Origin of the sequence: Yoonia maritima (genome assembly GCF_002933395.1) — a bacterium.
GTDB lineage: Bacteria > Pseudomonadota > Alphaproteobacteria > Rhodobacterales > Rhodobacteraceae > Yoonia > Yoonia maritima_A.
The window spans coordinates 116,066-136,847 of the sequence record NZ_CM009490.1 but is presented as its reverse complement, the minus strand read 5'-3'; the positions used below and the strand labels follow the sequence as shown (position 1 = coordinate 136,847).

Genomic DNA, 20,782 nt, shown 5'->3' with positions numbered 1-20,782 from the left:
TTCCTTAAACTGTGTAACTGGTAAGCAGGCTTTCCACGAGGGACAGCCAGCCGTTCAGCGTGACAAAAACCAACAGCTTGAACGGAACAGATATGATGTTGGGCTGTACCATCTGCATACCAAGCGCCATCAAAATGCCCGTGACGGCCAGATCAATTGCGACGAACGGTAGGTAAATCATGAACCCAATTTCAAACGCGCGGGTCAGTTCAGACAGCATAAAAGCAGGAACTTGAATGATGAAATCATCCCGTGTCCCCGTCATCCCAGAGCCTTCCCAAACCCGGTTTGCAATTTCGACAAAGATGTCGATTTGCACGGGATCAATATTGGCGGTCAGAAAGGCCTGAAACGGGGCGATACCGATCTTGGCAATTTCGTAAATCTGATCCGGCGTCAAATCTGTCATGTCGACTTCGGAAAGCGCCGCGAGAGAGGCTGAAATAACCGGTAGTGATATGAAAATGGACAAAAACAGCGATACCGCCATGACGATCATATTCGACGGCACTTGTTGAAGCCCCAGCGCGTTGCGCAAAATCATGAACACGACCGATAGCTTAATAAACGCGGTCAGTGTGAGCATCGCCAACAAAAAGAAGCTGCCAACAAATCCAATAATCAGCGGTGAAGCCAGTTCGTTCATTCCGCGAAACTGGCTTCGGGTTCAGCGTTGCTTTGCTGTGGTGTATCGTTGATGTCTGCGTCATGCGTCGCGGCGAATGTTTCGATCTGTATGGCATGGCGCACTGTGCCGTCGTCCTCTTGCAACGCCACCAGATGGCCCGTTGCAAAGGGCCGGCCATTTGCCGCCAGACGCACCAGACTGTCACTGTTCGAAAACGTGACCACGCTACCTTTGTGCATGTCTGCCAATTCATTGAACGCAATTTCCATCCGGTCTAGCTCAAGCGTCAACGTCACCGGAAGGTCGCCGATCCCGGCAATATCACCATCATGTGGTTTCATTGTTATCTCCATTGTCTCATTCAGGGGGCTTAGCGGGCCGGCCATCGTCAGCCTTCCGCCTGTGGCATCCGCAACGCATGGTCCGGCAAGGGAATTCGCAATGACCAGTGTCAGCCCAGTTTGCGCGCTAAAGTCCCGCCCACACAACACCCCGTCACCAATCCGCAAAGCGGCAAGGTCATTCATCGACAGCGTTTGACTGGCGGCACGTACAGATACGAGAACAGGCGTGCCGCGCGCAGCCCGAGACGCCAACGACAAACCCATTTGAACTGGCAACTGTGCAGTCAATTTTTCAAACACAGTGCCAGCCGCCGGATCATCAGACCAAAGCTCTGCCTGCACGGGATCCTGCCAAAGATCACATGTGACCTGATACGCCTGTCGGGTCGCCGTGGCGCGCGCGTCGGTCGGCCCAAATACGATATCGCATAGCGTAACGTTCAGACCCGTTTGTTGTTCAACATCCCCTAGCAGCGCCGACAAAAGGTGTTCTGCCACGAGCGCTGCAAGGTTCGTATCTTGCTGTAATGCGGGGAATTCCGGCCCAAAACCCGCGTTGTCCAATAGCCCACCCAGCATAGGTCGCGTCAAAGACAGATTGAACGGAACACCGTTACAGTCCAGCATGATTGTCTCGGCGGCAGGTGGTGGCGCATTTTTGGAATCGGCCTTTTCGACGATCAACGTGCCAAGCAAAGGGTCCTGCACCCGCAAGTTCATATCGCGTGCTGCAAACTGATTTTGCAGTTTCGCCTGACTAGCCGTCATCACCCGCGTAGCAAGCGCCGCAGGGCCAATCCGGCGTGGGCTAACATCCGTGCGCGGCCCATCAAGTTTACGCTGAAACGTCATACAACTACCCCCGTTGGTGACAGCGGTACTCTGACCTGGGGCGTGATAGCTTTGCCCAAGGGCCGTAGTGGCAGATCGTCCTCTTCCAGCAGTTCTTGGCGTTGGTCTTCACGGCGTTGCATTACCCGCAACAACTGTTCAAGAATTTCTGTTTTGCGCACTGCCTGGCTATGCTGCTGGATCAAAACATCGCGGTCATCGCGCGCTTGGACCATAGCATTCTGCGCCGCGACATCGGCCCGATACAAGCGCGCTTCGTTTGCTTGCTCTGTCGCACGGGCGGCATACACCACCGAAATTTGCTTATGTGCATCACGGTGATTTCCGGCCTCTGCAAGGTTCTTGACCAACCGCGCCTGACGCCCATCGCGCCAATCCAAAAGGTCTTGTGCCGCGCGGTGACTGACGGCATCAGCCGTTACCACGGCTGAACGCGCAACGATCACAGCCGCCTCTAGCCGTTTGGCCGTATTCGTACGAAGCTGCCGCAAACGGCCCAATTGCATCAGATCCGTCATTGAAGCGCCTCTTGTAACAAGGCGCGTGTCCGGGCCAGCGCACTGTATTCTTCGGATAAATCTTGCGCCATAAAGCGATCTATGTTCGCTTGCGCCCGAATGGCGTGGTCGGCGATAGCATCAACGCCTTCGACGTATTCACCAACCTGCAGCAACAACGCGATTTCGTTGTACTTTGTCAGTAAACCGCGTGCTTGACGGGCGGCATCTTGATCGGCGGGGTCCGCGATCGCAGGCGCCAATCGGCTAAGACTGGCCAAAACATCAACTGCAGGATACCGGCCGCGCGACGCAATCTCGGCACTTAGCGTGATGTGCCCGTCGGTCAGCGACCGCACCTCTTCGGCGATTGGATCGCCTTCGCCGGTCCCTTCGACAAGAACAGTATAAAGCGCGGTGATACTGCCAGTGGCGCTCGCCCCGGCGCGTTCAATGATTTCTGGCAAAGCCGCATAGACGGACGCCGGATAACCACGCCGCGTCGGTGGTTCCCCGGACGCAAGCCCAATTTCACGAAGCGCACGTGCCACTCGGGTCAGGCTATCCACCAAAAGCAAAACCGATTTACCCCGTGCCCGAAAATCTTCGGCAATGGCGGTGGCGGTGTGAACACAGGCAACACGTTCAAGCGGAGGACGATCCGATGTTGCAGCGACAACGACAGCACGGTGTCGTTTATCAGGCGGCAGCGCGATCTCTATGAATTCGCGCACCTCGCGACCACGTTCCCCGACCAAAGCGATTACAATCACATCTGCATCACAGCCAGCCGCAAGCGCCGACAGCAGCCCCGATTTCCCGGCACCCGGCGGCCCAAAGATACCAAGCCGCTGCCCGCGACCGATAGGCGTAAACGCATCAATGGCACGTAATCCCGTTACCAGCTGCGTATCGATTAACGGACGCGACAGCGGATCAGGGGCTGCGGCACGGATCGGGTGTAGCGCGGTCGCAGCGACGGGACCTCGTTTATCAATCGGTTGCCCCATGCCATCCATGACACGACCCAAAAGCGCGTCACCGACTGGGACGCGCAAACATCTGTTTACGATCCGCACAATCATCCCAGTCGAAAGCCCGGCAGTCCCCCCAAAGGGGCTTAGAATTGCGGTATCATCGGCGGCACCGATCACTTCGGCGGTTACAGCGTCTGCGCCAACGCCAATACGACAGATTGCGCCAATCGGTGCCTCGGCCAGTGCGGCATGCACTACGCCCCCACTGATTGCGCGCACCCATCCAAGCACAGGGCGCGATGTCGCTTGTTCAAGCAACCCGCGCAACCTTTCGCAGGTCGCTGTGTCGTCAGGCGCGTCTTCGGCGCGGATCGGGCTATGAAGCGTCAAAATGGACCACCTGTTTCGTCGTCTGATGACATAGGCCGCGCATCATGATGCCGAATTTGCTGAACCAGTGCAGATACTTGGGTTTCAAGCGAAATATCGACGGCGCCGTGGTCGGACACCAACAGACAGCTACCCTTTTGCAATTTGGGATCAGCGACAATTTCACGTAATCCGGCAAAATCTGAACGAATTTGACCTGCCTTGTCGTGCAAAGCAGCGCGCAGCGCGGCGGCATCCTGCGGCGCAACGCGGATGGTGACATGCCAATCCGCGCGCCCCTCGGCCAAGGCTTGCGCGACGATCTGTCGATGCAAATCTTGGGCTTCATATGTTCCCAAAATCCGACGTAGCGCGGTATCAACCATATCACCAACCCACGGACCAATGACGTCAAACCGTTCGGTCAGCCGGGTTGCCTCGGACATGATTTGCAGCATCGCGTGGGCGGTGCCTTCGATCCGGGTCCGGTCAATAAAATGTGCAAGCTGTGCATCTGACAACTGACCCAGCGCCGCGCGCTGCTGTTCACTTGCGGCCTCGGCTGCACTCGTGATCTGCGCCGCTTGCGCACGCGCGCGGTCAAGAATTTCATCTGCGCTGCGCAGGGCACCTTTGCGCGCTGCATCTAGAGAAATACGCCGCGAAAGGTCTGCTTTTGTGATCCGTTGCGCTGTCATGCCGGAACCTCTGCCTGTCTCACCGCATCAAGCCAGCGGTTAGTTAGCTGTCGCCGGCGCGCCCGGATGTCTGTGCTTTCGGCGGCGGCTTCGCGCATGTCAGTATGATCCATCGCGCCAAGTTCGAGCGCGATCATGGCGGGCACATCGGACAATGCACCGCACCACGCAGCCAGACACAGCCTGCCGGCGCGCATCACATCATCCGTGTCGGGAAGGTCCCTGCCCGTTTGCGAAAGTGCCGGTGCAAATGCGCGCAAGGTCAACGCCCAGCGAATAGTCACGCGCGATACGTTGATCGGCAAGGGATCACCGCGCATCAATGCAGGCGACAAGACATTGGCGAACCAAGCAAGCCCTAGCCCCTGACGGGTGGTATCTAAATCACCTGATAAAAGTTGGCACAGCGCAGCGTCACCATCAAACTCAACAAGCTGATCGGGCAAAGCAAGCGCCCCACCCTTTTCAAGCCGCGCACGCAGTTGGCCGCCCAGCCGGGGGTTCGCGATCATCGCATTTCGCAGGCGTGGATCCGTAATCGTGCCAAGGGCGACATGTGAAATGCTGCCGCTGGTTCCCGCGCGATGTTCTTGCGCAAGTTCCAGAATTTGTGCGGCCGCCGTCATTTGCGGAATACCGCGCGCCAGACGCCAGACCAGTAAACAAACATGGCCGTCAACGACAGGGCAAGCAAAACACCGATAGACGCCATCACCCGCCACGAAACCTGTATTGGTAGCATCGTCGCTTGCGCAGGTTTCACCGCAACAAGCGTATCTGGCGTCACAGCAGGCACCGCTTCCATTTGCGTGCCACCCGCCATCAGCAGCGCGACCTCTACGTCGTCGTAACGCAAGTTCGGCACCGAATGGGCAACTAGTGATTTGATCGTAGGCACCAGCGGCGTCAGTTCCACCCCGGCTTCGTAATAAACAGCAACTGCCGCCGTCGATAGTGCCGTCTGTTCACCAAACCTTGGCGATGGCGGGATGATCACCTGCACACGCGCCTGACGCACACCTGCAATATCGGAAATGGTATGGGCCAGTTCTTCGTTTAGGGCATACATAAACCGGGCACGTTCCTCGAACGGGGTGCCAACGATACCTTCGTCTGGAAACACATCGCCCAAGGTCGTGAATGTCCGGCGCGGATAACCACGTGCACGCAGCAGGGTCACAGCGATCCCTACGTCATCGGGCAGCACCTTTACCACATATTGCCCATCGCCATCGCCTTCACGACCAGCAGCGATATGCGCAGCCTGAAGGATCGCGATCATCTCGTTTGCTTGGTTTTCGTCCAGATTGGAATACAGCGGTTCCTTACACCCACTGACCAGCAGCGTAAGCGCCAATAGTGCGGCCATACGAACAGCCTGTGAGATATCAAATAAGCGTCTAAGCATGGGCATCGTCGCCTCGGAACTGGTGGGTGCGCGGCTGCGCTGCCTTATCTATGCCGCAGACGGCCCCGGCCTAAGGCTGGATCACATACGTAAAATTTTGCGTAGAGCCTGCGCGGCTACGTAGCGCCCCTGCTTATATCGGCCTTCCAAATGCGGGACCTGTTCCCAAGAGCGGGGCAAACCCCAGCAACAATACGTGCATACCAGTAGCAATTGTGTATAGTTTTCCCCGAAAAGCAGGTGTCGGGGACAATTCGCCCTTAATTAGTGAGTTATAAATTTAAAATGCAGTCAATTTTTGCATCATACCAAAGCCAATATGGCATGGATTGTTCCTATGTCGCGGTCTGATCCGATTGCCGCGATATCCGGTTCTGTAACGGCCTCTTACCAGCGGTATTTGGTCGACAGTGAACATGTTGTCAGGGATGGGTCACACAACCTATCAAAGCTAAGCGATATTTTGGCTATTTCGCGCGACCGCTTTTTACCTGCCATTCAGATCGCGCAAAATCTTGTCGGGTTACCAGCCACCACCGAACATCAGGGCCATCTAGAGCCGGTGGTTTTTCGTTGGTTTTCCGATGCGGGTCGCGAAACACGAGATATGCTCTGCGCTGTGAAAGGAAAGATGACACATGCGGATCGGCATGTTGTTCTTTTGTCTCGGCATCGGGGCTTGCGTGAAATCACGACGGCTGCCCACGCTGGCATGGGGATTTCAATCATGCGCAGTGTCACAATGGCGGGCCTTGCGATGCCAGAAGCCTCTGCAACGCTCGCGCGGCGCGGGCTCGCGCTGTCGCGGTTGGTGCAACGCAAACCCGCCGATTTGTCCGAAGAAGGCGATTGGTCCTTTTTGCCGATTGAGGCCGGACAATGGCACGGATTTTGCGACAGAAGCCACTATGCGCTTGCGCTGAAAGCAAATCTAAAAGTTCCATAGATCTGACGGCGATACTATTGTGACCGCCTGTGATCTGCTGCTCCGCTATCTTCGCAAAACGATGTGGCGTTGCTTTCGCGAAACCATCCATTTTGGTTCTACAAGAACCTAGTACGGATTGCCTTATGGCTATCATACGTCGGTCTATTTCCGCTGAAACGCGGCGACGGCTAAGTCATCTATTTACAAACCGTCCCTCGGCTAACTACGAAAAGAGACATTAGACTTCCGGGGGATTTTGATGCGCTCTTTAGCTTTTGTGTTGGCAGCGACGATATCGACCGCTGCTATAGCTCAGGACAACGTGGGCACCGTTCTGATCCTTGATGGCTCTGGGTCAATGTGGGGGCAGATTGATGGCACTGCCAAGATCACCATTGCCCAGCAGGCTGTTGGCACAATTTTAGACGATTTCCCACAGGATGAGCAGCTTGGGCTCACGCTCTATGGGCACCGCCAAAAAGGCAGTTGCACCGATATCGAAACGATCGTTGCCCCCGCAACCGGCACAGCAGAGGATATTCGAACAGCGGTAAACAGCATCAGCCCACTTGGCAAAACGCCAATGACCGACGCAGTGATCGCCGCAGCGGATGCGCTCGACTATACCAGCCGGACTGCAACCGTCATTCTGGTGTCCGATGGCGTGGAAACCTGTCATCCAGATCCCTGTGCTGCGGCGCGCCATCTTGATCAGTCAGGCGTAAACTTTACCACGCATGTAATCGGTTTCGACGTAAATGACCCCGACGCATTAGCGCAGATGCAGTGCATCGCCGACGCCACTGGTGGTCGCTTTCTAAGAGCCGCTGATGCGGCCGCGCTAAACGAAGCTATCGCAACTGTTGTCGCAGAACCCGATACCCTGCCTGAGACCCCACTGACGCCTGAAGCCAGCATTGCCGCGCCAAGCACCGCTGTTGCCGGCAGCACCATTGAAGTGATGTGGGAAGGACCAGCCGCAGAGGGCGATAGTTTGACCGTTGCCCAGCCAGAAGCAGAAAGTTTTGTAAATTTTGTGTATGTCGAGGCGGATCAACCCGCGCAATTGCGTATGCCTGCCGATCCGGGAACATATGAAATCCGTTATGTCTACGGCCCGAACAGTGACATTGCAGCGGTTCAATTGATTGCAGTGACGCCTGCCGATGCGATGATCAAAGCACCCGCCACAGCGCTTGCGGGTGAAACGCTGCGCTTGCCATGGTCAGGTCCAGCAAACGAAGGCGATTACCTTGCCGTCGGCCCAGCAGAGGACGAAACTTACGTCAATTTTTCCTATCTCTACGAGGGTAACCCCGTGCCATTGGTGATGCCGATTGAACCGGGCATTTACGAAATCAGATATCACGAGGGACAAAACGATAGGGTCGTTTTTGCAACATCCATCACGATAGCCGCCGCCGACATTCACGTTGATAGCCCCGCAACTGCGCACGCCGGTGAAACGCTTAATTTACCCTGGATTGGACCAGAGAACGAAGGTGATTACCTTGCTGTCGGCCCAGTCGGAGAAGAAAGTTACGTGAACTTTGTTTACCTTCACGAAGGCAACCCTGCGCATTTGTTAATGCCTAGTGAACCGGGTGAATATGAAATCAGATATCACGCCGGTCAGGATGAAACCGTTTTGCTTGCCAGCACGATTAGCCTGACCCCGGTCTCGGCCAGCCTTGATGCGGCGGACACTATCAGATCAGGCCAACCGCTGACTGTAAATTGGGATGGGCCGGGCTACCAATATGATTTCGTCGCGATTGGTACGTTGGATGATGCAGGACCCCTTTCAGGAAGCTGGAGCTATACCCACGAAGGCAACCCGCTGACCGTCACCGCACCAGAAATACCCGGTCGTTACGAGTTGAGGTATTTTCTGGGACAAGGCGAAACAGCGATTGCAAGCCGGCCGCTGACAGTGACCGATTGAGAGTAAAGGGCGGCACCTTAAGCCTTCAGTGCTTATCTTTCGGCTGCAACTGTTACTCAGCTGGCGAAACGGGCAGCAGTAGATCTTCCAAAAAGAAGGCCGATAAACCAGTACGCCCATCCAAATTGGCCTTGCCGTAAACTGTCGTTGCTTGCTGCCGCGCAGTGCGTTCCGAAATTCCGCGGACGTTTGCAATTTCTTTCATTGAAAGCCCCTTTAACAACAAAAGCGCAACCTCGCTTTCGGCAGGCGTTAATTTCCAAATGTCGAATTGTGCGCTGATGTAGACCCCCAGTCCCTCGAGCTGTTTGCGGGCTTGGCGTGCAAGAGTCGTCAGTTCAGCCGTTTGCTCAACCGCCTCGTTCTCTAACTTGCGCGTCCTCAAATAAGAGGCGTAGGGCTGAAAAATGAAAATATAGGTCAAAAGCGCGGTAACAGCCCCGACCAGCACGACATCCCAGATCAACATACTAAGGCTTTCGCCTTGGCGCGCATCGTCCAAGATATCTAGCCCGGCCATAACGACCAGAATACAAATAGCCCCAATGATTGCGGGGCGTTCGTGGTGTTGAAACATCTAAATCTCCTTGTGGATAGGATATTTCGTTACCCCATAAAGGACATATGTCATTTGCCGGATGACCATCGAATATGGAAAACTTCCGTCATAGGCCCGATGAAATGATAAGCCAGATCGCGTCCAAGACCAGATGTAAACAACATAGGTCTTACATATGCGACACATCATTTTACCTTCATGTACCCTGCTTTGTCTGTGCGTCATGTCCCACAGCGCAGCCGCACAAGAGCTTGGGTGGTCTTATACGCTGTCAGTCGGTGCTGAATCTGAACCGACCTATGTCGGCTCGGACAGTAACGTCACCGCATTATCATATGGCGCGGTGGCACAATACACTGCGTCAGCACACCTACAATGGATCTTGGCATTTGGCGGCCTAGGTGTCCGGTATCGGATCAACGACGGTTCCGCGATCACAGCATCTTTGGAATATGAACCGGGCCGCGACAGTGATGACGATACGATTTTAGAACCTTTCGACGCAATCGAAGACACGTGGGAAATTCAGGCAATGTATTTGCACGAAGTCGGGCCCATCGGCGTGGGCGTCGGCTTCCAACAGGACCTGTTGGGCAAAGGAAAAGGTCTTGTCGGCTTTTTGGGTGCACAATACGACCATGATGTGACTGACCGGCTCAGCTTTAACACCTCGTTGGCGTTAAGCTTTGCGGATGCAGAACACATGAATACCGAAGTGGGTATTTCAAATGCTGTCTCTTTGGCCAGCGGGCTGGCACCCTACACGACCGACGGCGGATACAAGAGCACAACTCTCAGCGCCGGAATTGATTACCTGATCACTGACAACGCTACAGTCTATTCCGCAATGTCCATAGAGCAGTACGGGTCAAAAATCGCCGACAGCCCGCTTGTCAGTCAGGTCGGAAACGACACGACAAAGTCGATCGAAGTTGGACTGCGCTACAGCTTTTAATCTGGGAATAGACCGGCGTTGAACGCGCCCTATTCACTCCAAAACCGAACTCACAACTCAAACTGAAAGGTCATTAATCATGATGAAGTACGTATCTTTTCTTCTCTGTGCGTCGACATTTTGCACAGCAGGTTTTGCACAAACTGTAGATGGAACAAAGTTCCGGGCAATCGAAGAAGGCCAATGGTATCATCCAATTGAACCAGAAATGTGGACCTATTTTGGCGCTGACGAAACGACTGTCTACGAAATTCTCGAACGTGTTGCCGATAGCGATGGGCCGCGGGTCGATCCGGATCAGCCAGATACTCAGATCGCATACGGCCCCGGCAATTGGATTTACGAATTTACTCTTGCTGGTGATGCGGCCATGGCGGCAGGCAACCACAAGGCAGCGGCGATCTATTACCACACCGCTTCAGCACCCCATACGAACGATCCCAACAGTGTCGCAGCATTACAAAGCGCGAACGCAGCTTACGTTCAGGCCGCATCAACCGTCGCGAGCGATTTTGAAGTTGTCGACATCGCGCATGAAAATCAAAGCTTTCAAGCGTTCTTACACCTACCAGAGGGCGAAGGCCCCTTTCCCGTGCTTGTCATGTCAAATGGGTCTGACATGTCAAAAGTGACAGCCCTGAATTATTACGAAACACACTTACAGCCAAAAGGCATCGCCTTTCTGACACTCGACACGCCAGGAATGGGCGACAGCATCGCGTATGACGTTCGTGACGGTCAGACAGATAAACTGCACGCAGCTGCTGCGGCTTGGGCGAAAACGCAGCCAAACCTGCAATCCAACAACGTTTTCTTGCAAGGTGTCAGTTTCGGCGGCAACGCCGCTGCACGTTTGTTTCTCGACAAGCCCGAACTGGATCTAGCTGGCGTTATCTATACCTGCGGCCCCCTTCACCAAGCCTTTCTTGCCCCTCCAGAAGCATATGAAAATTTCCCGCGTTACACGATTGACGGCGTGAAAATCCGTGTCGGTCTTGAATTGGACGCATCATATCAAGATCTGGCTGACGCAGTGCGGGTTCTGTCTTTGGAAAATCAGGGCCTGTTCGACGGGGATAAAATCACGACGCCCCTTTTGGCAATCAACACACATGATGACCCGGTCGCGTCTTTAGATGACATGTCACGTTTGCTGGACCAAGCGGAAAACGCAGAGTCGGTTGTGTTTCACCTTCCAGGCCATTGCCCGCCCCATAACCAACGCGAAGCCATTGTGTCGGCATGGATCATCAGCAACCTAAGAGATTAATCCCACAAAACAACGAGACCTTCCAATGATTGGAAGGTCTCGTCAGTCCGCTTTGGCCGGTCACACGCCACGACGCATGGCGCTGCACAACCAACCCGACAGATCATAAATTGGGTGCTATGCGTGCCCCGTCACGACAACCTGCATTTCGCCCTATCGGCATTGCCGTTGTTGCCAAGACAATTGTACCGGTTTTTTTAGCTTGGATTTCTGGTACTACGTGGTGCCTGACCTGTCTGTTCTATCGGTCCCAAGGCTCTATCGATACCAGATCAGGCCACATACTGATCGCGGCCGTTTTATCTAAGGCCAACTATAAAGGACGATCGCGCCGTGAACACATTGTTGGACGAAGTAAAGGCTTGCACGGTTTGCAAAGACCTGCCCCTTGGACCGCGTCCCATCTTGCAGATCAGCGCGACGGCTCGCCTTTTGATCGTCGGACAGGCACCGGGGCGGATCACTCACCAAAAAGGAATTCCGTTCGATGACCCTTCGGGGAACCGTTTGAGAAGTTGGTTACTGCGCCCTTGTGCGATCTCAATAAGCTTGGCCACAAAGCTTGGATATTTGACTGGGCTGGTTTCTGCGTGGCGTTCATCAATTTCAACAATAGGTGCTTTGAAGGGAGCTTCTGGAATGCGTAATTCCCATCCGTTCCCCGAGACGAAGACATCCCCGAGGGAGCTTCCAATCTGAAATTGATGACCGCAAAGCTCTCCGTTTTCCGGTTCTGGTTCGTGGAAGTGCGAGGCGTCATTTCTTGCATCCGGTATGGCACCTGCTTCGCGCACGAATTCTTCGACCTGAGCGAGCGCTTCTTCACTCGGCTGCCAATCTTCTTTCACCTCATCGGTAAGAGATTTCCAGTGAGCGAAGCCAAACTCCATGGCCAGGATGGTCAAAGCGTCAGTGTGTGCCATTGCAGTCGCTCGCGCATACCGCTTTCCCAAAGTTCTAATTTTTTTCATCTGATAGTTTGTCATGTGTCATCTCCAATAGGATCTGACTAGGTGCCCGCTGCTAATCATCCCACGCAACTTGCGCAGTGTTTCAATTCAAAGCTGAATACGCTGCTTAGCTTTGCATGGCGGGCACACCGGCCTGCGTGAAGGCCAAGTTGTTGATATGACTTCTATCGGATTTGGTCAAGCGACGCTAAGCCGACCAGAGGCGCAGTGTTTGGGTTTTGCGTTGCAGCCCATCATTTCTGCTATTCGCGGTAGATCAGTCTCGCTAACACCTTGTTTCGAAGAGCTAACGGTGGGAATGTCAAAGGGGATTCTTCACCAAAGTTATTTTCAGCATCGGAAAGACCTAATATTGAGCAGACCGTTAGACGTACTTGGTGCACCCGCATCCAACGCGGGAGATGAATTTCATGAAGCCTGGGCGCTCGGAAATGCCTTGAAATTGCTAGACCCAGCTACAGGTCTTACTGAATTAACTGTCGAGGGTGTCAGGGACGCCGCAGAAACCAATAATAGTACCAATTGGGACGGAGTGGACTGCGCATTATACTTCGACAATAACGAGAAGCCCGAGAACTCTCGCGTTGAATTCATTCAGCTGAAGTACTCGGTGACTGGCCAGAACAAAAGTTGGACACTAGCTCGTTTTTGCACATCAACAAAGAAGACAGGCAACAACTCCGTTGCGCGAAGGCTTGCGGACGCGTTCAAGGGCGCGATTAAGGGGCGGAAACCTCGTCAAGTGGAGGCATCGCTGAGCATCAAACTGGTAACGAACCAGCCAATAGCAAAAAAGCTGCAAGGTAGTATATGGACCTGTCGCGCTTTCGTGCCGCCCCAAGTGCTCGTTTAGGCCACCTTCCGTTCGAATGCGACAGGGCTTTTCCAGCCCAGTGCTGAGTGGCGGCGGCGTGGATTGTAGAAGCCATTGATGTATTCAAAGATTGCCATCTCAGCTTTCCGTCTTGTCTCCCAAGGATGCCGCCAGATCAATTCTGCTTTGATGGTTTTGAAGAACGTCTCGACGGCAGCATTATCATAGCAATTCCAACGCCAAGATCATCAGCCACCTGCTTACGTGTTAGCCCACTGGTCAATGCGATGCGCACCGCGTCCTGGCGGAATTCGTCCGTCCGTTTCAGTCCCATAGTCAGTCTCCTTTGCTGCAGTAAATGCTATCAAAGGAGCGGCATCAAACCGCGACAGGTCCAATATTCAAGGCAGCAAGTTGCAAGTTGCAAGTTGCAAGTTGCAAGGAGACGATTACAACTCGCTAAAGCGTGCAACTGGTCTCGGAAAAAACCAACTAATCCAATTTTGTAAGGTGCTGGTACTTGAAGGCGGTGAAAGCGCCAGAGCAGAGCTCCGTGAGCAGAATACGAAGGAAATCTCCGAACTCGTTTTGAGCCCAGTCAAAGACATGGCGGACAATCTGCGAGTACGCATTCAGGAGTTACTTGGACCGGAAGGGAACAGAACCGTCAAACGCGATACGGTGTTGAGTTGGTTCAACCTTGGAAGAGGGCAAGGACTGTTTCCTTGCGAACCAGAGCTCGAGCCCCTTTCAGAGGCGATCCCACGATCTACTACGGAAACTCTTGCCAGTGAGGTTCAAAAGCATCCACTGGTTGTTCTGCATGGGAAAGGAGGTTGTGGGAAAACAACCACGGCTAGAAGTCTAGAGACTGCCTTGCCGATTGGCTCGAGAACCATAGTTTACGACTGCTACGGTGCAGGCAGCTATCGTGACCCGTCAAGGCCAAGACATAGTTCCTGGCAGGGATTCACGCAATTATCCAACGAGCTTGCAAGGTCGACCAATACACCGCTGTTCTTCCCGTACAGTGAACGGGAGGACATGGCTCCACCGTTCCGCCAAAAGCTGGAAACCGCGTCTGAGATTTTTGGTCGAGAGAACCCAGGTTCCTTGTTGGTGATTATTATCGACGCGGCCGACAACATCGTGACTCACGCAGCTACACAAACTCCGCCACAAAGGTGCTTTGTGGATCAGTTAGTTGCTTTCACAGATCTTCCCTCCAACGTCCGAATTCTAATCACATGCCGCACCTCTAGGCTATCAAAAATGAACCTGCCTGAGGAGACCAAAGAAGTCCTATGCCCCGCGTTTTCTCTTAGTGAAACAAGGGCAATGATCGCGCTCCATGGTTTGGAAGGAAGCGAGACTGCGATCAGCGATTTTCATGATCTCTCGCGTTGTATTCCTCGTGTTCAAACAAGTGCGCTGGCCGGAGCAATGTCGTTGTCAGATGCGGTTGATTTTCTACGCCCTAACGGAAAGTCTCTGAATGATCTCTTCGATTCAAAGGTTCGAGAGGCATTCGACCGTAGTGGCGTCGACATCCGACGGAGCTTCTGGTGCGCAGCGTTGGATGAACTCTCAGCCCCGATGCCAGCTGTAGCGCGCCTCTGCGAGCATGGTTCCACGTAATCATTGGGTAGTGGCACAATGTGTTGAGCTGGTTTTGCGGCCCGTCTCGCAACTCTGCAAAATGGGAGATTGAATCCCAAGATAGCTCTAGTGTTGGTTTGTGATCGTGGTTGCCAATAACCAGGGGACGTGCTGCACCCGGCAACTGATTGAAAACTTGCTCTACATAAGGTAAGCGTTGCATCTGACCCCCTAAATAGGGGCTTAGCACACTCGATTTGAGAAAATATGATGTCCCTAAAAAGGATACAGGCATCATGAATACTCAAACATTAGGTGCGCTCTCAAGTGATCAGAAAATCGACAAAGTCTTCCACGCCTTCGGCTACTCCATCCCGGTCGGAAAAGATGGCCGCCGTTTGTGGCCTACAAAGTTCAAGCGCGAAATGTCGAAGCGCATGAGATCCGGTACGCTCTCAATCGGTGATGTCCAAAAGACGTGCCAGATTTCGGACAAGACCGCCTATGCTTGGCGGAAGGGGCCGAAGCAAAAGAAATCGGCAAAGCGACAAAAGGTCCAGGAATCCGTACCAGTATTTGCCGAGATCAAGGTTCAACATGATGTGCCAGTTGAACTGGCTGAGGCGTCTCACATTGTTTTCAAACGCGCCGGATGTGAATTGTTGCTGCCATCTACTTACCCCGTCGCTGATTTGGTCGGCCTCATACGTGCATTCGAAAGCGGATCATGATTTCTCCGGCGGGCAACTTCAAATTTTACGTGGCCAGCAAGCCCGTCGACTTCCGAAAGGGGATGGACGGCCTCGCAGCGATTGTTCAAAACGAATTTGATCTTGACCCGTTTAGTGGTGCCATTTTTATCTTCCGTTCAAAACGTGCGGACCGGCTTAAGCTGATCGTTTGGGACGGCACAGGCCTTGTGATGACTTACAAGCGCATCGAAGGCAAAGGATTCGAGTGGCCGCGCATTCAGGATGGTATGATCAACATGAACAAATCCCAGTTTGAGGCCTTATTCGAAGGCCTTGACTGGAAGCGGGTGACCGCCAGAGGTATGCGCCGTCCTGTTGCGGTCTGAAACAGCTGGTACTGAAGCCACAAAACGAGCCATTGATTGAGAATTGCGAGATGACGAACTGGTACACTGCGGACACGCATTTTGGGCATGAAAACGTCATTCGGTTTTGCGACCGCCCTTTCAAGTCAGCGTCTCACATGGACGGCATCATGCTCGAAAACATGTGGAAGGTTGTGAAGCCGGATGATGATTTGTGGATTATCGGAGACTTTGCCTTCGGTGCACCAGCCAAGGATGCGGCTTACCTCCAACTGATCTTTGGGCAGCTGCCCGGAGCGCGTAAGCACCTGATTGTTGGAAATCACGACAGCGTTCTCACCCAGTCGTTGGATTGGACGTCGGTTTCATTGATGGCCGAAGTGACCGATGGGCCGAAGAAGCAGCGAAACACGCTTTGCCACTACCCAATGATCACATGGAACCACGCGAGACGCCAAGCTCTCCAGTTGTTTGGGCACGTACACAACAACTGGCGCGGCTCACGCAACTCCGTCAATGTCGGCGTTGATGTCTGGGATTTCATGCCGGTTACATTCGATGATGTCGCGCGACGAGCACGTCAGTTGCCTATCAACAAGCATTGGTCAGATGTCGAGCATCGCAAGGAACTCAACTAACTCCCGACTTTCGCCGCGATCGGTACGAAATGACAGGGTGGCGGGACAAAGTGAGCTTTCTCTGCGAGCGCGCCAATGTCAGCTTTCGCTCAAATGACTTAAAAGATCGTTTAGAGACCTTGAATTCATGCTTTGACAGGCGTCGTTGATCCGTTCATTACTCACCAACCACGTGACGTAACGGGTTTTCTCCACAATTCTGCTTTCCATTCTGATAAATGGCTCGCACCTTTACCGTGGTATCAAACACTTATCGAGGTGGTCCCGACTCATCTCGGGCCATGGCGGCATTCAGTGACGGCCAGATCGCGTTCCGCAATCTGGCCGCCAGCAAGCTGGCAGAATTACTCAATTCTCGGTCATCTTCAGCACCGCCTCGGGCAGCCGGTCGCCTTGAACTTCGACTTTTGCTGCTTCAGCGTTAATCTCAGCCAGATCATTCGGTGTAAGGTCGAGATCAACCGCGCCGAGGTTTTCTTCCAGCCGATGCACCTTGGTCGTACCGGGGATCGGCACAATCCAAGGTTTTTGCGCCAAGAGCCAACCAAGAGCGACCTGCGCTGGCGTCGCGGCCTTGCGTGCAGCAACGCTTTTGACCACCTCAACCAGCGCCATATTTGCCGTGCGGACTTCTGGCGCGAGACGCGGTACAAGGTTGCGGAAATCGTCCTTCTCAAATGTGGTGGTTTCGTCGATCTTCCCAGTCAAGAAGCCTGCCCCCAATGGGCTGAAAGGCACAAAACCAATTCCAAGCTTTTCCAATTCGGTGAGAAGCTCAACCTCTGGCCCACGCCAGAAGAGGGAATATTCGATCTGTACAGCCGTCACGGGCTGCACCGCATGGGCGCGACGGATGGTCTGCACGCCTGCCTCTGACAGGCCAAAGTGGCCGACCTTGCCTGCGTCGATCAAATCCTTGACCGCCCCCGCGACATCCTCGATCGGCACGGCGGGATCAACGCGATGCTGGTAAAACAGATCAATGCGGTCGGTTTTAAGACGTTTCAACGCGGCATCGGCGACCGCCTTGATATGCTCGGGGCGACTGTTGGTTCCGCCTGTGCGAGCCCCAGTTTCCAGATCGATGTCAAAGCCAAACTTGGTGGCGATCACCACCTTGTCGCGGATAGGCTGCAAGGCCTCTCCGAGGAGCGCCTCATTGGCAAAGGGGCCGTAGGCCTCGGCAGTGTCGAAAAACGTCACACCGCGTTCATAGGCATCGTGGATCAACCGGATCATCGCAGATCTATCTGCACCTGATCCATAGACCCCAGTCATGCCCATGCATCCAAGGCCAAGCGCGGACACCTCAAGGTTTCCAAGTTTTCTGTAATTCATTGTCGTTTTCCTTTATTGTTGCGCTGGGGCTTCGACGTTTGAAAACGCCAGTACGAAATCGGGTAGACGCTGGCCTTGAATCTCGATGGACGCGACTGCGGCGTTCAGTTCGGCGATTTCTTCAGGCGTAAACGTGACCTCTACCGCACCGACATTATCCAGCATGTGCGCCATTTGCGTCGTACCGGGGATCGGCACGATCCAAGGTTTTTGCGCCAGCAGCCACGCAAGTGCGATTTGCCCCAACGTTGCTTCTTTGCGAGCGGCCCAGTCAGTCAACAAGGTGACAAGGGCAAGGTTGGCGGGCAGGTTTTCGGGCCTAAAACGCCCCTCGACCGCGCGGATATCGCCTTCGGCAAAGCGGGTTGCCGCATCAATGGCCCCGGTCAGGAAGCCCACACCCAGTGGGCTCCACGGCACGAAACCGATCCCCAGTTCCTCGCAAAGCGGCAAAACCTCTGCCTCAGGTCCGCGCCACAGCATCGAATATTCGTTTTGAACGGCCGTTACAGGCAGGGCCGCATGGGCGCGGCGCAGCGTGCCAAGTCCCATTTCCGACAGGCCCCAATGCAGCACCTTGCCCTCATCCATCAGGTCACTGATCGCGCCCGCCACATCTTCGATCGGCACGTCGGGATCAACGCGGTGCTGATAAAGCAGGTCAATGCGGTCGGTGTTCAGCCGCTTTAGCATCCCCTCGACCACAAGCTTGATGTGATCGGGCTTGCTATTAAGGCCCGGAAGCCGCGCGCCGGTTTCCAAATCGATATTCCAGCCGAATTTCGAAGTGATGGTCACCTCGTCGCGAAACGATGCGATGGCCTCGCCCAAAATCCGTTCGCAGTGATGCGGGCCGTAGGCTTCGGCGGTGTCAAAGAAGGTCACACCGTGATTATGTGCAGAGCGGATAATGTTGACCATCTCGGGCCTTGAGGGGCGCGTGGTTTGATAGGTGCGATACATGTTCTGCACCCCCATGCCGATGCTGGACACCTCAAGCGTGCCAAGCATACGCTTGCTGCTAATGCGCGCCGCGCTGGCATAAACCCCCGCGCTTTGCGGCTCTTGAGCAGCGGCCGGTGTTCCGTTCGCAACCAGCAGCGGTGCCGCGGCAAGGCCACCTGCTGCGCCAAAGAATCCTCGGCGGCCGACGTTTAAGCCATTTTCATTTGTCATCTTGTCATGTCCTTGTGATGAAGAAGTAAGTCTGTAGCTGTCACTTTTGAGCGGCATCCCAAAAGCGTACTGCTTGCGCGATCCAGCCTTCGGCGCTCGTTCCGATACCCGCTCCGAAACCGTGTCCAACGTTGGGGAAGCGGTGATATTCCACCAGCGTGCCAAGGCGGCGCAGATCGGCAATCCGTCGCTCCATATTGATGGGAGGGGCAATACGATCGTCTTCGCCCACCACGACGAAAGTCGGAGGTTCGGTCGCGGCCAGATCAGAATGGCTGGTATAGGCCATGATAACCGCCGCCGGTTTGGGCAAGTCATCGGCACCGAAAGCCGCTGGTCCATGTGAACCAATGTACGCCGCCATACGCGCCCCCGCGGAGCTGCCCCAAACCGAATAATCCAGAGTGCTGACTTCTAGACGTACCGCATTGTCGAAAATCCAGGCAATCGCGCGTGCCATGTCTTCGGTCGCAACGCGCCCGCCTTGCCCTGTGCGGTAGGTCACCACGAAGGCATTGAACCCCATCTCGCTGATCCCCTGCGCATAAGGAAAGCCCTCGTGCAACGACGCCACATGCGAAAAGGCTCCGCCGGCCGCGATAACTGCAAAAGGTGCTCCGGGGCGGCCCCGAAACACGAAAAGCCCCGCCGCGGCCTTGGACGGATCGGCCCTGATTTCTGCCTCGGAATAGAGCTCATAAAAGATGGTCTGCCCTGCATTGGCCTCGTCGATCACTAGATTCAGGGCGGAGACCATAGTTTCGACATTCAAAACCGTGTGATAAGGAACGAGGGGGCCAATATGCCCGAGCGGCATCGCGGGGTCGTACCTACGACCATGCCATGGCAAGATACGTTCGGCAAAACCCGCAAAAGCGGGATTGTCAAGGATATCCGCCAGCCGTGCGTCCGAAGCCAGATGCTCACTGATTGGCCAAGTAATGTCCGCAAGCGTTGTCTGCGCTTGAGCCGGGCCCGCCTCTTGCGCACACGAGGATTGACCGAAGAAAGCCAGCAGAAGGAAGGCGATGAAGTACGTTTGCGACTGTCTCATTGCGCCTTCCCCCGCACAATGCGCCGCGGCAGGGAACGCCAAATGCGCTGGCTGTAATAAGTCAGCGCCGCAAGAAGGCCGATGATGGACAGGTAATTTACAAAGAACCCGATCATGTCCGCGTTGAAATCCCACATGTCGAGCGCGTATTGAAACCGCAACCGCGTGAAGATCCCCATCTCGCGCATGGCGAAGGCGCCTTTAACAGCTACTGCCGCGACCATTACCCAAAGCGCCCAAGCACGTAGCAGGTTAGGTTTTGCAAAGCCAAAAGCCCGACCTGCGATGGTCATCACAAGCGTCCATCGCGTACCCAGATGCACCCCAAGGAAAACCAGCGCCCAGAAAGCTACGAACATATGGGCTGCACGCACGGCAAAGGCGGCATTCAGTGCAACCGCGGCGAAAACATCTTTCGAGATTAGGATGCTCGTGACCAAAAGGATCATCATGGACAGCGCCATCGCCGCAATGATCACCATATTGAACAGGCGCACGGGATCAGGGCGCACACGCCGCACGGTGCCATACCAGCGCTGATTAAACACATTGTGGGCAATCAACAGCGCAAAGAACACAGTGCCAATCACCTCATGTGCCAGGTTACCAAATGCCCAATAGGCCATTGCCGACACGAACAGGAGGACAGCAATGAAATCCAACAGAATTCGCGAGCGCAGCATCACAGGCACCCCGAAATATTAG

The 20,782-nt window shown here is 54.5% G+C and carries 21 protein-coding genes and 1 pseudogene; 9 read left to right on the top strand and 13 right to left on the bottom strand.

Annotated elements, in window-relative coordinates; translation table 11 throughout:
• Positions 1 to 4: 4 nt before the first annotated feature.
• The 7 genes from CYQ09_RS00685 to sctJ are packed head-to-tail and all read right to left on the bottom strand — an operon-like array spanning position 5 to position 5,773.
• A complete protein-coding gene (locus CYQ09_RS00685) occupies positions 5 to 646 on the bottom strand; it encodes an EscR/YscR/HrcR family type III secretion system export apparatus protein (RefSeq protein WP_106743487.1) in 642 nt (213 codons plus the stop codon).
• Complete coding sequence (locus tag CYQ09_RS00680) at positions 643 to 1,824, bottom strand: FliM/FliN family flagellar motor switch protein (RefSeq protein WP_106743486.1); 1,182 nt, start codon at positions 1,822 to 1,824, stop codon at positions 643 to 645. The genes CYQ09_RS00685 and CYQ09_RS00680 overlap by 4 nt, the downstream gene beginning before the upstream one ends.
• Positions 1,821 to 2,342 (bottom strand): hypothetical protein, encoded by a 522-nt coding sequence (locus tag CYQ09_RS00675; protein ID WP_106743485.1) that lies wholly within the window; start codon positions 2,340 to 2,342, stop codon positions 1,821 to 1,823. The genes CYQ09_RS00680 and CYQ09_RS00675 overlap by 4 nt, the downstream gene beginning before the upstream one ends.
• Positions 2,339 to 3,688, bottom strand: a complete 1,350-nt coding sequence (locus CYQ09_RS00670) for a FliI/YscN family ATPase (protein WP_162617511.1) — start codon at positions 3,686 to 3,688, stop codon at positions 2,339 to 2,341. The genes CYQ09_RS00675 and CYQ09_RS00670 overlap by 4 nt, the downstream gene beginning before the upstream one ends.
• The gene (locus tag CYQ09_RS00665) at positions 3,685 to 4,365 is read right to left on the bottom strand and encodes a FliH/SctL family protein (RefSeq protein ID WP_106743483.1); all 681 of its coding nucleotides are present in this window, start codon (positions 4,363 to 4,365) and stop codon (positions 3,685 to 3,687) included. The genes CYQ09_RS00670 and CYQ09_RS00665 overlap by 4 nt, the downstream gene beginning before the upstream one ends.
• The gene (locus CYQ09_RS00660) at positions 4,362 to 4,991 is read right to left on the bottom strand and encodes a hypothetical protein (RefSeq protein ID WP_106743482.1); all 630 of its coding nucleotides are present in this window, start codon (positions 4,989 to 4,991) and stop codon (positions 4,362 to 4,364) included. Before CYQ09_RS00660 ends, CYQ09_RS00665 begins: the two co-directional genes overlap by 4 nt.
• Positions 4,988 to 5,773: a type III secretion system inner membrane ring lipoprotein SctJ gene (sctJ, locus tag CYQ09_RS00655; RefSeq protein WP_162617510.1), complete on the bottom strand. Its 786-nt coding sequence runs from the start codon at positions 5,771 to 5,773 to the stop codon at positions 4,988 to 4,990. The genes CYQ09_RS00660 and sctJ overlap by 4 nt, the downstream gene beginning before the upstream one ends.
• A gap of 337 nt (positions 5,774 to 6,110) precedes the next feature.
• Here sctJ and CYQ09_RS00650 point away from each other — a divergent pair, with 337 nt between their 5' ends.
• Complete coding sequence (locus CYQ09_RS00650) at positions 6,111 to 6,719, top strand: hypothetical protein (protein ID WP_162617509.1); 609 nt, start codon at positions 6,111 to 6,113, stop codon at positions 6,717 to 6,719.
• Positions 6,720 to 6,960: 241 nt separating this feature from the next.
• Positions 6,961 to 8,646 (top strand): vWA domain-containing protein, encoded by a 1,686-nt coding sequence (locus CYQ09_RS00645; RefSeq protein WP_106743479.1) that lies wholly within the window; start codon positions 6,961 to 6,963, stop codon positions 8,644 to 8,646.
• 52 nt (positions 8,647 to 8,698) lie between these two features.
• Here the strand turns inward: CYQ09_RS00645 and CYQ09_RS00640 are convergent, their stop codons facing one another.
• Positions 8,699 to 9,223, bottom strand: a complete 525-nt coding sequence (locus CYQ09_RS00640) for a helix-turn-helix transcriptional regulator (RefSeq protein WP_106743478.1) — start codon at positions 9,221 to 9,223, stop codon at positions 8,699 to 8,701.
• 157 nt (positions 9,224 to 9,380) lie between these two features.
• Here CYQ09_RS00640 and CYQ09_RS00635 point away from each other — a divergent pair, with 157 nt between their 5' ends.
• The 3 genes from CYQ09_RS00635 (at position 9,381) to CYQ09_RS18590 (ending at position 12,129) form a co-directional block, all read left to right on the top strand.
• Complete coding sequence (locus CYQ09_RS00635) at positions 9,381 to 10,160, top strand: MipA/OmpV family protein (protein ID WP_106743477.1); 780 nt, start codon at positions 9,381 to 9,383, stop codon at positions 10,158 to 10,160.
• A 79-nt stretch (positions 10,161 to 10,239) separates the two neighbouring features.
• On the top strand, positions 10,240 to 11,430 hold the full coding sequence (locus CYQ09_RS00630; RefSeq protein ID WP_106743476.1) for an alpha/beta hydrolase: 1,191 nt from the start codon (positions 10,240 to 10,242) through the stop codon (positions 11,428 to 11,430).
• A gap of 333 nt (positions 11,431 to 11,763) precedes the next feature.
• Positions 11,764 to 12,129, top strand: a complete 366-nt coding sequence (locus CYQ09_RS18590; protein ID WP_106743475.1) for a uracil-DNA glycosylase family protein — start codon at positions 11,764 to 11,766, stop codon at positions 12,127 to 12,129.
• A gap of 1,121 nt (positions 12,130 to 13,250) precedes the next feature.
• On the opposite strand, the pseudogene CYQ09_RS00615 reads toward CYQ09_RS18590, so the two are convergent.
• Positions 13,251 to 13,460: pseudogene (locus CYQ09_RS00615) on the bottom strand (IS3 family transposase); the annotation flags it as partial.
• A gap of 169 nt (positions 13,461 to 13,629) precedes the next feature.
• Between CYQ09_RS00615 and CYQ09_RS00605 the strand changes: the two are divergent.
• From CYQ09_RS00605 to CYQ09_RS00590, 4 genes are all read left to right on the top strand, one after another.
• Complete coding sequence (locus tag CYQ09_RS00605) at positions 13,630 to 14,853, top strand: AAA family ATPase (protein WP_162617508.1); 1,224 nt, start codon at positions 13,630 to 13,632, stop codon at positions 14,851 to 14,853.
• A gap of 257 nt (positions 14,854 to 15,110) precedes the next feature.
• Positions 15,111 to 15,545, top strand: a complete 435-nt coding sequence (locus CYQ09_RS00600) for a hypothetical protein (protein WP_106743472.1) — start codon at positions 15,111 to 15,113, stop codon at positions 15,543 to 15,545.
• On the top strand, positions 15,542 to 15,892 hold the full coding sequence (gene tnpB, locus CYQ09_RS00595; RefSeq protein WP_106743471.1) for an IS66 family insertion sequence element accessory protein TnpB: 351 nt from the start codon (positions 15,542 to 15,544) through the stop codon (positions 15,890 to 15,892). The genes CYQ09_RS00600 and tnpB overlap by 4 nt, the downstream gene beginning before the upstream one ends.
• A 50-nt stretch (positions 15,893 to 15,942) precedes the next feature.
• Positions 15,943 to 16,509 (top strand): metallophosphoesterase, encoded by a 567-nt coding sequence (locus CYQ09_RS00590; RefSeq protein WP_106743470.1) that lies wholly within the window; start codon positions 15,943 to 15,945, stop codon positions 16,507 to 16,509.
• 348 nt (positions 16,510 to 16,857) lie between these two features.
• Here the strand turns inward: CYQ09_RS00590 and CYQ09_RS00585 are convergent, their stop codons facing one another.
• From CYQ09_RS00585 to CYQ09_RS00570, 4 genes are read right to left on the bottom strand one after another with little or no spacing between them, the layout of a single operon-like run.
• Positions 16,858 to 17,847, bottom strand: coding sequence for an aldo/keto reductase (locus CYQ09_RS00585; protein ID WP_106743469.1), 990 nt, complete (start codon positions 17,845 to 17,847; stop codon positions 16,858 to 16,860).
• Between the two features lie 12 nt (positions 17,848 to 17,859).
• The gene (locus tag CYQ09_RS00580; protein ID WP_106743559.1) at positions 17,860 to 19,023 is read right to left on the bottom strand and encodes an aldo/keto reductase; all 1,164 of its coding nucleotides are present in this window, start codon (positions 19,021 to 19,023) and stop codon (positions 17,860 to 17,862) included.
• Between the two features lie 40 nt (positions 19,024 to 19,063).
• Entirely contained in the window at positions 19,064 to 20,077 is a 1,014-nt protein-coding gene (locus CYQ09_RS00575; RefSeq protein WP_106743468.1) for an alpha/beta hydrolase, read from the bottom strand.
• Positions 20,074 to 20,760 (bottom strand): DUF4405 domain-containing protein, encoded by a 687-nt coding sequence (locus tag CYQ09_RS00570; protein WP_239495811.1) that lies wholly within the window; start codon positions 20,758 to 20,760, stop codon positions 20,074 to 20,076. Before CYQ09_RS00570 ends, CYQ09_RS00575 begins: the two co-directional genes overlap by 4 nt.
• Between the last annotated feature and the right edge of the window lie 22 nt (positions 20,761 to 20,782).

What these genes read in the sequence shown, in the direction of transcription:
- CYQ09_RS00685 (WP_106743487.1), bottom strand. Translation starts at nt 646, where the DNA reads ATGAACGAACTGGCTTCACCGCTGATTATTGGATTTGTTGGCAGCTTC.
- CYQ09_RS00680 (WP_106743486.1), bottom strand. Translation starts at nt 1,824, where the DNA reads ATGACGTTTCAGCGTAAACTTGATGGGCCGCGCACGGATGTTAGCCCA.
- CYQ09_RS00675 (WP_106743485.1), bottom strand. Translation starts at nt 2,342, where the DNA reads ATGACGGATCTGATGCAATTGGGCCGTTTGCGGCAGCTTCGTACGAAT.
- CYQ09_RS00665 (WP_106743483.1), bottom strand. Translation starts at nt 4,365, where the DNA reads ATGACAGCGCAACGGATCACAAAAGCAGACCTTTCGCGGCGTATTTCT.
- CYQ09_RS00660 (WP_106743482.1), bottom strand. Translation starts at nt 4,991, where the DNA reads ATGACGGCGGCCGCACAAATTCTGGAACTTGCGCAAGAACATCGCGCG.
- sctJ (WP_162617510.1), bottom strand. Translation starts at nt 5,773, where the DNA reads ATGCTTAGACGCTTATTTGATATCTCACAGGCTGTTCGTATGGCCGCA.
- CYQ09_RS00650 (WP_162617509.1), top strand. Translation starts at nt 6,111, where the DNA reads ATGTCGCGGTCTGATCCGATTGCCGCGATATCCGGTTCTGTAACGGCC.
- CYQ09_RS00645 (WP_106743479.1), top strand. Translation starts at nt 6,961, where the DNA reads ATGCGCTCTTTAGCTTTTGTGTTGGCAGCGACGATATCGACCGCTGCT.
- CYQ09_RS00640 (WP_106743478.1), bottom strand. Translation starts at nt 9,223, where the DNA reads ATGTTTCAACACCACGAACGCCCCGCAATCATTGGGGCTATTTGTATT.
- CYQ09_RS00635 (WP_106743477.1), top strand. Translation starts at nt 9,381, where the DNA reads ATGCGACACATCATTTTACCTTCATGTACCCTGCTTTGTCTGTGCGTC.
- CYQ09_RS00630 (WP_106743476.1), top strand. Translation starts at nt 10,240, where the DNA reads ATGATGAAGTACGTATCTTTTCTTCTCTGTGCGTCGACATTTTGCACA.
- CYQ09_RS00600 (WP_106743472.1), top strand. Translation starts at nt 15,111, where the DNA reads ATGAATACTCAAACATTAGGTGCGCTCTCAAGTGATCAGAAAATCGAC.
- tnpB (WP_106743471.1), top strand. Translation starts at nt 15,542, where the DNA reads ATGATTTCTCCGGCGGGCAACTTCAAATTTTACGTGGCCAGCAAGCCC.
- CYQ09_RS00590 (WP_106743470.1), top strand. Translation starts at nt 15,943, where the DNA reads ATGACGAACTGGTACACTGCGGACACGCATTTTGGGCATGAAAACGTC.
- CYQ09_RS00585 (WP_106743469.1), bottom strand. Translation starts at nt 17,847, where the DNA reads ATGAATTACAGAAAACTTGGAAACCTTGAGGTGTCCGCGCTTGGCCTT.
- CYQ09_RS00580 (WP_106743559.1), bottom strand. Translation starts at nt 19,023, where the DNA reads ATGACAAATGAAAATGGCTTAAACGTCGGCCGCCGAGGATTCTTTGGC.
- CYQ09_RS00575 (WP_106743468.1), bottom strand. Translation starts at nt 20,077, where the DNA reads ATGAGACAGTCGCAAACGTACTTCATCGCCTTCCTTCTGCTGGCTTTC.
- CYQ09_RS00570 (WP_239495811.1), bottom strand. Translation starts at nt 20,760, where the DNA reads ATGCTGCGCTCGCGAATTCTGTTGGATTTCATTGCTGTCCTCCTGTTC.